This is a genomic window from Limnohabitans sp. TS-CS-82, assembly GCF_002943475.1.
The window spans coordinates 376,902-390,625 of sequence record NZ_PTQX01000001.1 but is presented as its reverse complement, the minus strand read 5'-3'; the positions used below and the strand labels follow the sequence as shown (position 1 = coordinate 390,625).

Genomic DNA, 13,724 nt, shown 5'->3' with positions numbered 1-13,724 from the left:
TCCTTCAATTCATGTCCACGGTGCTTGCGTCTACCGTGTCGTACTGCGCGTGTGTGCCGATGAACTTGATGTAGACCACGCTTAGTTTGTAGGCGATGGCCACAATCAACCGAAAGTCATTGCCTTTGATGTTGAACACCACGCGGTTATTGCCCACAAAGCTTGCGCTTGCGAAATGTCGCTTAATGTCAGCAGGCGTTTGCCAATTGGCTTTGCACGCTTCATCGTGCCAAGCCAATAAAGCTTGTTTGGCCAGAGGGTGCTTTGCGCTGAAGTCGCGCAAAGTTTTAACGGCAATCACTCGCATTCGTGAATCATAGTCCCATATTGGGACTATGTCTATTGTTTATTTCAGCGCTGCAAGAACAAGCGATAAGCAGGGTTCAGTGTTTCTTCCACAAACGGGTAACCCAAGCCTTCTAAGAAAGCAGTAAACGCTTTGTTGTCAGCCTTAGGCACTTGCAAGCCCATCAAGATGCGGCCGTAGTCCGCGCCTTGGTTGCGGTAGTGGAACAAGCTGATGTTCCAGCCTGGGCGCATGGCCAGCAAAAACTTCATCAACGCGCCTGGGCGCTCTGGAAATTCAAAACGCAAGATGCGTTCTTCGTGCGCCAAAGACGAATGCCCGCCCACCATGTGGCGGATGTGTTCTTTGGCCAGCTCGTCGTGGGTGAGGTCAATCGAATCGAACCCACTCTTGGTGAAGTGGCTTGCAATCTTGCTGCTTTCGCCTTTGACGCCTGTGGTCAAACCCACAAACACGTGGGCCTTGGCTTGGTCGCTCATGCGGTAATTGAACTCAGTCACATTGCGCGGTGTTTTAGCGCCACCAAAACTGGGCAGTTTGCCAATCAGCTCGCAGAAGCGGCGCAGGCTACCAGGCTGCTCGGGAATGGTCACGGCAAACAAAGCTTCGCGTTCTTCACCCACCTCGGCACGCTCGGCCACAAAGCGCAAGCGGTCGAAGTTCATGTTGGCGCCGCACAAAATGGCGGCGTAGGTCTCGCCCTTGGTTTTGTGCTCGGCCACATATTGCTTGATGGCGGCAACGGCCAATGCGCCTGCGGGCTCCACGATGCTGCGGGTGTCCACAAACACATCTTTGATGGCGGCGCACACGGCATCTGTATCCACCGTGATGTAGCTGTCGACCAAGTTCTTTGACACGCGGAATGTTTCTTCGCCTACCAGTTTCACCGCTGTGCCGTCCGAGAACAAACCCACGTCGTTGAGCGTGATGCGTTTGCCTTTCGCGACCGACTGCATCATGGCCGACGAGTCGTCCATTTGCACGCCAATCACTTTGATCTCGGGGCGCACCGCCTTGATGTAGTTGGCCACGCCGCTGATCAAGCCGCCGCCACCAATCGCCACAAACACGGCGTCGAGCTGGTGCAGGTTGAGGCCTTGCAGCTGGCGCAACATTTCCATGGCAATCGTGCCTTGGCCTGCAATCACATCGGGGTCATCAAACGGGTGCACAAACGTCATGCCGTTTTTCTTCTCGAGCGTGAGGGCGTGGGTGTAGGCGTCTGAGTAGCTGTCGCCCGCCAGCACCACCTCGCCACCCAATGCTTTGACCGCTTCAATCTTCACGCTGGGCGTGGTGGTGGGCATGACGATGATGGCTTTGGTGCCTAAGCGCTTGGCACCCAGCGCCACGCCTTGAGCGTGGTTGCCGGCCGAGGCGCAAATGACGCCTTTTTTCAGCTGCTCAGGCGTGAGGTGTGCCATCTTGTTGTACGCGCCGCGCAGCTTGAAGCTGTGCACGGGCTGCTGGTCTTCGCGCTTGAGCAGCACAGTGTTGTGAATGCGGTGGCTCAAGTTCTTGGCCACCTCCAACGCAGATTCAATAGCCACGTCGTACACACGGGCGGTCAAGATTTTTTTCAGGTAATCGGCGGGCTGCAGGGCGCGCGCTTTTGGGGTGCGGGTAGACATGGGGTGATTGTCTCTTATGGAAAAAGACGAAAAAAAACCCCGAGTTTTGCAACTCGGGGCATGAATCCACTTTTGAGGGTGGAGGAGACAAGCCCAAATTGTATGCAGATTTTGTTGCGCTGCAACAAAAATGTCTGTTTTTGTGTCAATTGGGATAGGGTTGGCGCGAGTGAACAATGTTCAAAATCTCTATTCCGGTCAGCGCGTGGCGATAAATGATCACGTAATTCGGGTGACTCACAAACTCATGCGTGCCAGCCACGCGACCTCGGCGATAGTGAGCTGGAAAAATGCCTAAGTTGTCGGCATCTTCGATCAATTGCGAGGCAAGCTTGGCCGCAGCCATTGGGTTAGATTTGGCGATAAACGCCACGATGCAATCTAGGTCTTCTACGGCGGTGTCAAGCCAGACGACGCTTTGCATTTTCAGCCTCTATCGTGGCAGCTAGTTTTCGAGCTACATCGTCGCTGGTAAATCTTTTTGAGGCTGGTGAGTCAGCATTCGCGAGTGAGGCTTGCACTTTTTGACGCAGCCAAGCGTCGTAAGTTGCCGCATCTTGTTCAGATGGGAACTCGGAAACAATGGGGTTTTGTACTGCGCTCATGGCCCGTAGGCTAGCATATGGCCAACAAATTAGGCAACATAAATCGCACACAGCGCAGGAGAAACACATGGAATGCACCGTCAGTTGGACCGGTAACTCAGGCACTCGTTCAGGCATGGGCTTTGTTGCAGAAACAGGCAGCGGCCACGTGGTGGCCATGGATGGCGCACCCGATGTTGCCAAGCCCGAGAACGGCGGCCAAAACTTGGCGCCACGTCCGATGGAGCTGTTGCTGGCGGGCACCGGCGGCTGCACTGCGTATGACGTGGTGCTCATTTTGAAGCGTGGCCGTCACAACGTGCAGGGCTGCAGCGTGAAGATCAGCAGCGAACGCGCCGCCGAAGACCCCAAGGTGTTTACCACCATCAACATGCACTTCACCGTCACAGGTAAGGGTGTGCCAGCGAATGCGGTGGAACGTGCCATTGCCATGAGTCACGACAAGTACTGCTCTGCCAGCATCATGCTGGGCAAGACGGCAGAAATCACCACCAGCTTTGAGGTGGTGGAGGCTTAAAGCATTGCTTAGATCCGATGCGCCACGGTCGTCATCACCTGAGACGCCGCTTTCATCAACGCTTTAAACGGTGCGGGCAACTCGGCCGCACCTGCAGCCAAAGCCTCTTTGGCGTGCTGCGCCTCGTCAGTTTTCATTTGCGCCACGATGGCGCGGCTGGGCCCGTCATTCGCGGGCAACAAGCCCAAGTGGCTTTCTAAATGGGCCTCAACCTGACGCTCAGTTTCCACCACAAACCCAAGGCTCATGCGGTCGCCACCTAGCTTGGCTGCTGCATAGCCAATGCCAAACGCGCCGGCGTACCAAAGCGGGTTGAGTAGGCTGGGGCGTCCGCCTAGCGCTTCTAAACGTTGTTCACACCAAGCCAAGTGATCGGTTTCTTCGTTGCAGGCCGTGGTGAGGTGCTGGCGCAGCGCTTGGTCTTTGGTGGCCAAGGCTTGGGCGGTGTACAGCGCTTGCGCGCAGACCTCGCCGACGTGGTTTACACGCATTAAGGCTGCTGCATCAGACTTCTCAGCTTCGGTCAGCGGGGTAGGCGTGGGTACCTCGGCCGCCCACATGGGGGTGGGGCGGTTGGCGTGGTGGCGGGCAAAGACGGTGCGCAAGGCGCTGTCGGCGGCGATAAGTAGAGCATCCATGGGAGGAAGTTTAAGTTGTGGTGAGGTGCTTTGATCTGTGCATTTTTAAAACCTTGGTATTTTGAAGATCGTTTATTTATGCGGGTTTGCGAGTGGTATTGGCTTTAGGTGTTGCACAGACGCAACGTAAAAGACGAGTTTTTGACACCTGTCATAGGTTTCTGCAGTGGAGTCTGGTTCAATACGTGCAACTTCCCGAAAACGGAGGTTGGCTCTGGAAAGTCTGGAGCCCCTGTTCAAACCTTGGAGAACCTTGAAATGAAAAAAACCCTCGTTGCTATCGCAGCACTCGCCGCTTTCGGCGCACAAGCTCAATCTAGCGTTTCTTTGACTGGTAACGTTGACGTTGGTTACCGCGCTATCAGCGTTGGAAACAACGCCCAAAAAGATGCCAAGCTCATCACACACAACAACGCTTCAACTTCTGCAATCTTCTTTAAGGCAGTTGAAGACTTGGGCGGCGGTACAAAAGCAAACTTTTTTGGCGAAGCAGACTTTGCTCCCTCCAAGAATGCCCTGCAAAACTCTTCTACAACCAATAACGGTTTTAGCTACTCTGGCGCATTCTTCAACTCAGAAGTCTATGTTGGCTTGAATGGCGCTTTAGGTGACATCAAATTAGGTGCACCAAACTCTCCTGCTTTGTCTGCTGCTGGCACTTCCAACCCATTCGGTACCGCTTTGGGTGGTGGTTACAGCGATACATTTGGTCGTTTGGGTACAAACGGTAACGTTGGCATCAACGGCTACTCTGGCCAAGCTACAACAGCTCGTATCATCCGTCACGAACGTGCAGTTGTTTACACAACACCTACTTACAGCGGCTTTAGCGGCCAGTACGAAGTTTCGTTCAAGAACGGCAATGCGACTGGTACAACATCCTCGGCCACAACCGATGGCACAACTTATGCCAGCAACAACAACGGCTTGGCATCTTTGTCATTGAAGTACAACCAAGGTCCTTTGAACGCGATGTACTACAGCGGGACTTTGACTGGCCCAGCAAACCAAGCAGCCGGTACCATCTCTTCTGCTGGTGCATTGACTGCAAACGGTATCACTGCAAACAACAAGGTTAAGTACAACATTGCGGCTGCTAACTACACCGTTGGCGCAGTGACTGGTTACGTCGGCTTTACAACGACGAAGTCTGATCAGACAGGTACTCCATCTGCATCGATTACTGACAAAGAAGATAGCAAGTCTAGCAACTATGCTGTGAAATACGCTGCAACTCCAACAATTGATTTGTTATTCAACCGTGTAACTCGTACAAGCAACCAAGCTACAGATTTGGTGCGTTTGCCAAATGGCAAGGCGACTTTGACTGGTTTGGGTGCGGACTACAAATTGAGCAAAACATCTAGCGTCTACTATCGCTACGAAAAAGCGGCTAACGTGGTTGTTACTGGCTCAGGCGCTTCGAGCAACACATACGGCGACCAAAAAATACAAGCTTTGGGCTTGCGCGTCGCTTTCTAATCCCCCCGCTGGCTTAGCCAGTTAAAGATTTAAAAGTCTAAAACCCCATCGTGGCAACACGGTGGGGTTTTTTCATGCCGTTTGGCTCCGTCGATAATCTAGTTTTTTAGAACATGTGCGCATGCCCTCAGCTTTCAAAACACCAGCGAAACTTTCAGCCAGCATGCCTATTGCGCTTGATGGGGTGACATTGCTGCGTGGCAACACCACTGTGTTTCAGTCTTTGACCTTGGGTCTGAATGAATCTCGCATTGGCCTCATTGGTGACAACGGTGCAGGCAAAAGCAGTTTGTTTCGTTTGATCTGCGGCCTTGATCTTGCGCAATCAGGGCAAGTGCACGTGCCTGTCGCGGCTGATCGTGCGGCTCCGGCTGTGGGCATGATGTTTCAAAACCCCGACGAACAAATCATCTTTCCGACCGTGGAGGAAGAGCTGGCTTTGAGCCTGCGCCATTTGCGTTTGTCTCGCACCGAGACGCAAACCCATGTACGCACTTGGTTAGCAGCACGAGGCTTGGCAGATTGGGCCCCACGCGCCATTGGCAGCCTGAGCCAAGGCCAACGCCAACACGTGTGTTGGTTAGCGCTACTGATTGGTGCGCACCAAACACTCTTGTTAGACGAACCCTTTTCCAGTCTCGATCTGCCCGGACAAGTGGTGCTAAGCAAAGAGATTGCAACCGCGCCACAACAAGTCATTGTGTCCACCCATGTGTTGGACCATGTCCGCCACTTTGAGCGGGTGATTTGGTTAGACAAAGGCTGTGTTCGTGCCGATGGGCTTGGCACAGACGTGTGCGCGCAATACGAAGCGGATGTGTCCGCGCGGATGGGCTAAGTAATGGGCAGCCTTTACAGCGATGATCCAACTTGGCTGCATCGTCTGCCTGCAGCCATCAAGCTGGCTTTTTTGGCGTTGCTGGGGACGGGTGTTTTTCTGACGAACGAGCTGGTTGTCTTGTCAGTCAGCGCGGCTTGTTGTTTGGTCATTTTTGTCTCACTAGGTAGAGCGGCGACACGCGTTAAGCCTTTGCTGATGGGCTTGGCGTTTGCCAGTGTGTTGATCGGTTTGTTTCATGTTTACATGCAACAGCCAATGGTGGGGGCCATCAGTGTGCTGCGCTTGATCAGCACCACCTTGATGGGCATTGCGCTCACGCTCACCACACGTCACACGGACTTGTTAGCTGTTTTTGCGTGGCTGCTCAGCCCCTTGCGATTTTTGGGCGTTGAGCCCGAACGCTTATCGTTACAAGTGGCATTGATGCTGCGCTTCACCGAGCATTTCTTTGTACTCTGGCGTCGTTTGGACGATGCACACCGCTTGCGCACGGGCAATGCGGGCGGTTTTAAAATACTTGCTCCTCTCACCATTCAAATGTTGGTTGCCGCTAGACGCGTGGCTGACACGCTGCATGTGCGGTTTCGCCGTTAACGCGATGACTACCACTTATCTTTTTATGAACACATCTTCTTTATCCATCGCGTTGGTTTCACTCTTCGCGGCTTTGATCGCTGTTTTTGGTTTGATTCCAAAAATTGATTTGCCATTGGGCGTACCCATCACACTGCAAACTTTGGGCGTGATGTTGGCAGGCTGCATGCTCGGCCCAAAGCGCGCATTGCAAGCCTTGCTGTTGTTTCTTGCAGCAGTGGCAATTGGTTTGCCTTTGCTGTCAGGTGGTCGCGGCGGCATTGGTGTGTTCTTCGCGCCTGCCAGTGGCTATTTGATTGGCTGGCCAGTCGGTGCTTTTGTGGCGGGTTGGGTCATGCACATGCTGCCGCGTGCCACACCGCGCAGTGCTGCTATCAGCGCATTTGTGGCATCAGCCATTGGTGGCTTGTTGGTGGTGCATGTGTTTGGTGTGATTGGCTTGGTCAACATTGCCAACCTGACCTGGGAACAAGCCATCATGGGCACCTTGGTGTTTGTGCCGGGCGACTTGATCAAGTGCGTGCTGTGCGCAACCGTGGTTCACACCGTGGCGCGTGGCCTGCCTGATTGGCGCTTTGGTGGCTGACACGCTGGTTCATGCGCCACTTGCGCACTGGGCACAGTCCCGTGCACAAGTGGTAGCTTTGGATGACGGGCAAACGCAGCTCACATTCTCAGAGCTGTATGAAAAGGTTCAGCAGGAAGTCACCGCACTTCAACAGCAGCACGCACCTGCCACTGTTTTTGTCGATGCACAACAAAGCATCCTTGCGCAAATGGTGCACTTCCTGGCGATCATCAGCAGCGGTCGATGCGCTGCTGTGAGCGACCCCGACTGGCCCGCTAGCGTGCGCCAAACGGTGCAAGATACGTTTTCACAAGACCCAGCCACACCATCTGCACCTACGCCGACATCGCCGTTTTACATTGGGTTCACATCTGGCAGCACGGGCACACCAAAAGGCTTTCGACGTCACCACCAATCGTGGACAGAAAGCCTGCGTGTGTGTCTAGACACCTTTGGACCTGATGCAGCCAGTTGCGTATTGGCGCCGGGTCGCTTCTCGCATTCCTTGTTTTTGTTTGGCATGGTGTTGGGCCTCTGGAGTGGCGCAGGCGTGGTGGTGCAAGAGCGCTTTTCAGCACCTCGCATGATGGACACTTTGCGCTCTGGCCGCACGCCGTGTTTGGTGGCTGTGCCCAGTCAATTGCTGCTGATGCTAGAGATTGCGGCACGCCGAAAAGTGGCGCCCATCGAAGGCCTGCGATTGATTTTGATCAGCGGTGCGCGTTGGATGCGTGACCGCACCACTGCGCTTCAAGCCCTGTTTCCCAACGCGCGCATTGTTGAGTTTTATGGTGCCTCTGAAACCAGCTTCATGGCTTGGATGGATGCCGATGCATCAGCACCACCACAAGCCGTGGGCAAACCTTTTTCAAATGTGGACATCGACATTCGAGCGCCAAAATCATCTGAAGGCACCGGGCAAATTTATGTGCGCAGCCCCATGCTGTTCATGGATTACGTCGGCGCACCTACGGACCACACAGCAGCGGTGCGCGACGGAGATTGGCTATCGGTGCGTGACATGGGGTATTTAGATGAGCAAGGTTTTCTGTGTCTTGTGGGCCGTGAAAACCGCATGTTGGTCACCCAAGGTAAAAACCTGTTCCCCGAAGAACTCGAGGCGGTGCTCATGGCGCAGCTCGGTGTGCAACACGCTTCGGTGCACGGCATACCCGACCCGATTCGCGGACAGCAAGTGGTGGCGGTGGTGCAGCTCGACTTAACTGAGCCATTGCCCACTGCGCAGCAATTGTCAGAAGCGTGTCGCGCGCAACTGGCAAGTTACAAAGTTCCCAAACGATTTCTCATGTGCAGCCAGTGGCCTTTGACAGCCAGTGGCAAAACAGACCATCTCGCTGTGGCAAAGGTATTGGCATGTCTACCCCCACTTCTTTGATTGCCGCATGGGCGCGCAGCGCCGTGGTGCCGCGCGATGGCGCGTTCAAAACTTTGCATGCGCACGACATCGCTGCACCTGTGTTGCAAGCTTTGTTGACCCGCGCAGGTGTTACGCCCTCCGATGTGGATGCGGTGGTGGTGGGCAACGCACTCGCAGCAGGCGGCAATCCTGCACGCCTATTGGCGCTGCACGCAGGCCTGCCAGAAGCCTGCGCCGCATTCACCGTCGACACCCAATGTTGCGCGGGTTTAGATGCAGTAGCCGTGGGCGTTGGCTTGATTGCATCAGGGCAAGCAGATGTGGTCATTGCCGGCGGTGTTGAAGCATGGAGCCGCTCGCCCATTCGCATGCATCGGCCGCTGCATGCTGATGACGTGGCCGTGGCTTATGAACGCCCAGCCTTTGCGCCGGCACCAGAGAAAGACCCAGACATGTTGCTGTCTGCGGCCCGCTACGCTGCACAAAATGGTTACACCCGTACGCAGCAAGAGACCTACGCCATTGAGAGCCACCAACGTGCATTGATGCACCAAGCACACATGGCACATGAAATCGTGCCTGTTGTGGGCGTGTCGCATGACCTCTACCCCAGACGCATTGACCCTGCGCGTGCAGCGCGCATGCCTGCGGTTGCTGACTCGCTCACCGCGCTCACCATTTCAGCGCAAGCCGATGGCGCCGCGTTTGTGTTGCTGGTCAGTCCACAAGCGGCCAAACGTTTACACATCACACCCCAAGCTGCTTGGGTAGCCAATGCCTCTGTGGGTAGTGCGCCTGAATGGCCTTTGCTTGCCGCCGAGTTGGCTGCGCGTGCTGCACTCGAACGCGGACAGTTTGCTGATGCAGCAGCCATGCATTTTGTCGAATTGCACGATGCGTTTGCTGTGCAAGGCTTGAGTTTTTCTGAACGCTTACACCTTGACCCAACTTGCCTCAACTCCATGGGTGGTGGGCTTGCACGAGGCCACCCCATTGGCGCTTCGGCGGCCATTGCATTGGTACGTTTACTGGCCAATTTAGAGCGCGACCACACATCAGGTGCGCACGGCTTAGCGGCTGTGGCGGGCGCTGGCGGGCTAGGTGCTGCGGCTGTGGTCTGCTGGTTGTGAGGCGGTTGCCTCTTAGCCGATGACCTTGAAATAGTCGTCTAAATCGCAACGCGTGGTGCGTGTGGTGTTCACGGGTGCTGCAGGGTCTGCATAGCCCAAGGCCATGCCACACACAATGTGTGACGAAGCTTCCAGCCCTAAATGTTGGCGAATCAAACTGGGGTAAGACGCTACGGCACCAATGGCGCAGGTGGACAAGCCTTTGGATTGAGCGGCCAACATCAAGCCATACAAGCTCATGCCCAGGTCCATATAACCACCGCTGCCAAAGCCATGCGCCATGGTGACGACCAAAGCGACAGGGGCATCAAAAAAACAAAAATTACGTTCAAACTGAGCATCGCGCCCAGCACGGTCATCACGCGCAACGCCTAATGCGCCATAAAGCGCTTGTGCTGCTGCCACTTGGCGACGACGCAAGATCATGGGCATGGGGTTGGGAAAGTAGTCGTAGTCTTCTTTCTCTTGTGCGCCTGCGCGCCAAGAAGTTACCAAGGCATTCGACAGTTCACGCCTCACCTCGCCCTGCACAGCGATGAAAGCGCCCGGCTGCAAATTGGCCCCACTAGGCGCCATGCGCGCCAACGCCAACACCTCATGCAGCAATGCATCAGGCACAGGGGTGGATAGATAGCCCCGCACCGAGTGGCGTTCGTGGACCAAAGAAGAAAAAATGTCAGAAGCGTTCACACTGAAAATTATCGATGCAATTGCATGGTGCAATAAAAAACCCCACCGTGTTGCCACGATGGGGTTTTAGACTTTTAAATCCTTAACTGGCTATGCCAGCGTGGGGATTAGAAAGAGTGGCGAACGCCGATGGCTGTCGTCTTGGTTTTGTCATCGTTTGCAGTTGTTGTATCTGCATCACGAACTTCGTAACGTGCGTACAAGTTTGTGCGCTTGCTCAAAGCGTAGTCAGCACCAAAACCAGAGATTTTCTTATCTGCGTTTGCAGAGGTCTTGTCGTTGTTGCTGCCCATTGAGGCCATCAATGTTGTTGCGCCCAAAGCATATTTAGCACCGATCATCTTGCCAGCAGCGTTAGTTGCTGTAGATGAGTTTTGCTTCTCAGTCCATGTTGCGCCGTACACAGTAGCTGCACCGAATGTGTAGTTAGCAGCCAGAATGCTCAATTTGGTGTCGACATTAGCAGCTGTAGCTGTAGGTGCAGTATTCGAAACCAGGTCAACAACACCTTCAGAACCTGTAGACACTTTTTGGTTGGCGTACATCACGTTCAAAGGACCGTTGCTGTATTTCAAACCGATGTCAGTCACGCCTTGACGGTTAGTGCTACGAGCAGATGTTGTATCAGCTGTGTTAGTGCCGCCAGTCACGTTAACTTGTGGGACATACAACACAGAACCGCTGAAACCGCTGAAAGCTGGAGATTCGTAGCGAATTGCGTTGTTGAAACGTGTAGGTGCGCTGTTGTAAGGAGATGCAGGGGCAGAGCTGCTGTAACGGGTAAAGATGTTGCCGTTGGAGGCGTAGCCTGAACCCAAAGCTGTACCGAACACGGATGCAGTGCCCCACGCGTCGAGCGCGTTGGAGTTCACACGGCCGAGTTTGATTGAACCAGCTTTGGCGCTTGACAAGCCAACGAATGCTTGCTGTGCGTTACCAATTGCAGTGTTGTATGTTGCATCACCTGCAGTATTGTTTGTGGTGCCGCCTTGAACGCCGTTGCCTGACAAGAAGTCAGGTGTCAATTGGAATTGGAAGTTAGCAGCTAAGCCGTTGCCCAAATCTTCGGTACCAGCGATGGTCAACACTGAAGTTGCTGTACCGTTGGCTTTCAGGCCTTTGTAATCAGAAGCTGTCAGGTTACCAGCAGGAGCTGTAGAGCTGTAGCCAGCGTTGACAGACTGATAGCCAGTGTCGATCAAGCCAGAAATAGTCACGCTAGATTGAGCTTGTGCGCCGAAAGCGGCGAGTGCTGCGATAGCAACGAGGGTTGTAAATCATGTCGAAGGTGCTAGAAGGTATCGACAGTGTGCGTTGATTTTGTTTAGGTGTTGCCAGAAAATTTTCGTTAAAAGTTGTACGGTAATTGGTTTGCAACTTTGACCGCGTTAAAACAACACATGCATGCCTATTTTGCAGAGTGGTACGACTGGCAAAGACATGGCAGCGACACGGCAGAAACGCAACCGTATGGTTTGCTGGCGCTGCTTAAAACAGGTCGCAATTTGCGGTGTACAACATTACGCTTGAGCGATGCTGACCCAAATTACCAACTACGCTATTGATGCTGCCAACGACCAACTGCACAAGCGTGAACGCACCGTACCTATAGCAAACACAATCACCGCCGTTGCAGGTTATCCCAACAAACTTGTAGTGTTCAAAATTGCCGCCAGCAAGTTCTGGCAGGTGCGCTGTTGGGTTGATGGTCGCTTTCATAGAAGGTCAGCAAAGACCACTTCGTTCAAACTGGCAGAACGTTTCGCTCGTTGGTTTTATGAAAGCCTACTCGCCAAGCGCCATATCTCTCAGCTTGAACCAAGTGCTGCAATCGCCACCAAAACTTCCCGCAAGACAAACGAGCCACAAGAGTTGACGTTTGGTGCCATTGCTGCACAGGTATATGCCAACGAACATGCACGAATGGAGCGGGGTGAATTTGGTGCAGGCAGCTTGCGTATGTTTCGCAACAGGTTAGATGCATATGTGCTCCCACACTTTGGCGCAATGCTTCCCAGTGCGATCACCTACCAAATGTTGCAAGAGTTCGCACAAACGCTGAGCATCAAGCACACGACCACAACCGTCAGCAACTACCTAATCATTGTTCGCAAGGTGCTTGTTCATGCTGTGCGTATTGGTGCGATAGAGCAAGCACCAGACATTCCAAAAATCAAAGTCAAGTCCGCATCACGTGGTGCTTTCACACCCACTGAGTATTGGCAGTTACTAAGAGCTGCTCGTGCGCTGCGTGGCGTGCAGCATCCAGCCAGCAAGAAAGAGATGCGCAAGCGCATCAAGCAAGCCTATAACGATCACCGCATGCCGCCTGAGATGGCTTGGTCAATAAGCCTGATGGTCAACTGCTTCTTGCGACCTGGCGACTTAACAAAACTCAAGCATCGCCATGTTGAAGTGATACGAGGCAAGAACACATATTTGCGCCTTACCCTGCCTGAAACTAAGCTGCATAGTGCACCCATCGTCACACTACGCCCTGCTGTTCGCATTTACGAGCAAATCTGCAAGCACAGACCTGATGCAAAGCCCAACGATTACCTGCTGCTGCCTGACTTAAAAAACAGAACCCACGCTTTGGCAGTGCTGAGCACCATGTTTAACTGGGTGCTTGAGCACACGGGACTCAAACTCAACCCACACGGGCATCCGCGCAGCCTTTACAGCTTGCGTCACAGCGCCATCACCTTCCGCTTGCTTTATGGGCAAGGGATTGACTTGATAACTCTGGCGCGAAATGCTCGCACCAGTGTGGAAGTTATCAACAACCACTATGCAAGCACTGTGACTGGCGAGCAAAACATTGCCATGCTGCAAAGCAGGCGCACAAACACTTAGCAAGCACGCCCGCAATAACGTTATTTCTTAAACCCATCACGCAGCTTGGTGCTGGCGCTTTCAATCTGTGCATCCAGTTCGCTGTTCAATGCAGCATTGATCAAAGTGTCGAAAACAGCTGGCAGTTCTTTGATGCTGGCAATCTCAATGGCTGATTTACCTTTGCTCAACTCCAGCGTCTCGCTCCCATAAAAGACACTCAGCAGCGTTTCATTCTTTTCACCTGTCCACCACCAAGCTTTGATGCGAACAGGCATTTCACGCACCGTGCGTTCGCCAGTTGTGCGATCAACTACTGTGCGAAGGCGCTGGGGTGTGAAGTTGCGACCTTCAATGACTGCAATTGCCAATTCGCGCTGATCAGTCAATTTATTGATCAGCTTATTGCGGCGCTTGACCACATCAGGCAATGCGCGGGGCTTGCGTGCTGTAGTGAGTTTGAGTGTTGCGAGTGCGGAAGTAGACATGTGCTTTTCCTTTCAAG

Annotated in this window: 16 protein-coding genes; 8 read left to right on the top strand and 8 right to left on the bottom strand. The window is 53.7% G+C overall.

All coding sequences use genetic code 11. The features are described 5' to 3' along the window. Positions 1–4 precede the first annotated feature (4 nt). The 4 genes from C5F52_RS01755 to C5F52_RS29620 all read right to left on the bottom strand — a co-directional run bounded on the left by C5F52_RS01755 (position 5) and on the right by C5F52_RS29620 (position 2,546). The gene (locus C5F52_RS01755; protein ID WP_104796602.1) at positions 5–307 is read right to left on the bottom strand and encodes a type II toxin-antitoxin system HigB family toxin; all 303 of its coding nucleotides are present in this window, start codon (positions 305–307) and stop codon (positions 5–7) included. Positions 308–351: 44 nt separating this feature from the next. After that, positions 352–1,941: a threonine ammonia-lyase, biosynthetic gene (gene ilvA, locus C5F52_RS01750; RefSeq protein WP_104796601.1), complete on the bottom strand. Its 1,590-nt coding sequence runs from the start codon at positions 1,939–1,941 to the stop codon at positions 352–354. Between the two features lie 145 nt (positions 1,942–2,086). Continuing rightward, on the bottom strand, positions 2,087–2,365 hold the full coding sequence (locus C5F52_RS01745) for a type II toxin-antitoxin system RelE/ParE family toxin (RefSeq protein WP_104796600.1): 279 nt from the start codon (positions 2,363–2,365) through the stop codon (positions 2,087–2,089). Further along, on the bottom strand, positions 2,343–2,546 hold the full coding sequence (locus tag C5F52_RS29620) for a hypothetical protein (protein ID WP_146100015.1): 204 nt from the start codon (positions 2,544–2,546) through the stop codon (positions 2,343–2,345). Before C5F52_RS29620 ends, C5F52_RS01745 begins: the two co-directional genes overlap by 23 nt. A 67-nt stretch (positions 2,547–2,613) precedes the next feature. On the opposite strand from C5F52_RS29620, the gene C5F52_RS01740 reads away from it, so the two are divergent. After that, complete coding sequence (locus tag C5F52_RS01740) at positions 2,614–3,063, top strand: OsmC family protein (protein WP_104796599.1); 450 nt, start codon at positions 2,614–2,616, stop codon at positions 3,061–3,063. Between the two features lie 8 nt (positions 3,064–3,071). Here the strand turns inward: C5F52_RS01740 and coq7 are convergent, their stop codons facing one another. Beyond that, positions 3,072–3,701 carry a 2-polyprenyl-3-methyl-6-methoxy-1,4-benzoquinone monooxygenase gene (gene coq7, locus C5F52_RS01735; RefSeq protein ID WP_104796598.1) on the bottom strand — a complete coding sequence of 210 codons (630 nt, stop codon included), beginning with the start codon at positions 3,699–3,701 and terminating at the stop codon, positions 3,072–3,074. A gap of 258 nt (positions 3,702–3,959) precedes the next feature. On the opposite strand from coq7, the gene C5F52_RS01730 reads away from it, so the two are divergent. From C5F52_RS01730 to C5F52_RS01705, 6 genes are all read left to right on the top strand, one after another. Then, positions 3,960–5,183 (top strand): porin, encoded by a 1,224-nt coding sequence (locus tag C5F52_RS01730; protein ID WP_104796597.1) that lies wholly within the window; start codon positions 3,960–3,962, stop codon positions 5,181–5,183. Between the two features lie 121 nt (positions 5,184–5,304). After that, on the top strand, positions 5,305–6,021 hold the full coding sequence (locus C5F52_RS01725) for an energy-coupling factor ABC transporter ATP-binding protein (RefSeq protein WP_104796596.1): 717 nt from the start codon (positions 5,305–5,307) through the stop codon (positions 6,019–6,021). A gap of 3 nt (positions 6,022–6,024) precedes the next feature. Next, positions 6,025–6,618 carry an energy-coupling factor transporter transmembrane protein EcfT gene (locus C5F52_RS01720; RefSeq protein WP_104796595.1) on the top strand — a complete coding sequence of 198 codons (594 nt, stop codon included), beginning with the start codon at positions 6,025–6,027 and terminating at the stop codon, positions 6,616–6,618. 4 nt (positions 6,619–6,622) lie between these two features. Then, on the top strand, positions 6,623–7,204 hold the full coding sequence (locus C5F52_RS01715) for a biotin transporter BioY (protein ID WP_104796594.1): 582 nt from the start codon (positions 6,623–6,625) through the stop codon (positions 7,202–7,204). Next, on the top strand, positions 7,173–8,582 hold the full coding sequence (locus C5F52_RS01710; protein WP_236657684.1) for an AMP-binding protein: 1,410 nt from the start codon (positions 7,173–7,175) through the stop codon (positions 8,580–8,582). The genes C5F52_RS01715 and C5F52_RS01710 overlap by 32 nt, the downstream gene beginning before the upstream one ends. After that, positions 8,561–9,694 carry a thiolase family protein gene (locus tag C5F52_RS01705; RefSeq protein WP_104796593.1) on the top strand — a complete coding sequence of 378 codons (1,134 nt, stop codon included), beginning with the start codon at positions 8,561–8,563 and terminating at the stop codon, positions 9,692–9,694. The genes C5F52_RS01710 and C5F52_RS01705 overlap by 22 nt, the downstream gene beginning before the upstream one ends. A gap of 12 nt (positions 9,695–9,706) precedes the next feature. On the opposite strand, the gene C5F52_RS01700 is transcribed toward C5F52_RS01705, so the two are convergent. Together C5F52_RS01700 and C5F52_RS01695 are read right to left on the bottom strand one after the other, a co-directional pair. After that, positions 9,707–10,384: a nitroreductase gene (locus C5F52_RS01700; RefSeq protein ID WP_236657683.1), complete on the bottom strand. Its 678-nt coding sequence runs from the start codon at positions 10,382–10,384 to the stop codon at positions 9,707–9,709. Positions 10,385–10,491: 107 nt separating this feature from the next. After that, the gene (locus C5F52_RS01695; protein ID WP_104796592.1) at positions 10,492–11,643 is read right to left on the bottom strand and encodes a porin; all 1,152 of its coding nucleotides are present in this window, start codon (positions 11,641–11,643) and stop codon (positions 10,492–10,494) included. Positions 11,644–11,917: 274 nt separating this feature from the next. Between C5F52_RS01695 and C5F52_RS01690 the strand changes: the two genes are divergently transcribed. Further along, positions 11,918–13,240, top strand: coding sequence for a site-specific integrase (locus C5F52_RS01690; protein ID WP_104796591.1), 1,323 nt, complete (start codon positions 11,918–11,920; stop codon positions 13,238–13,240). 20 nt (positions 13,241–13,260) lie between these two features. On the opposite strand, the gene C5F52_RS01685 is transcribed toward C5F52_RS01690, so the two are convergent. Next, the gene (locus C5F52_RS01685; RefSeq protein ID WP_236657717.1) at positions 13,261–13,641 is read right to left on the bottom strand and encodes a hypothetical protein; all 381 of its coding nucleotides are present in this window, start codon (positions 13,639–13,641) and stop codon (positions 13,261–13,263) included. Positions 13,642–13,724: the final 83 nt, after the last annotated feature.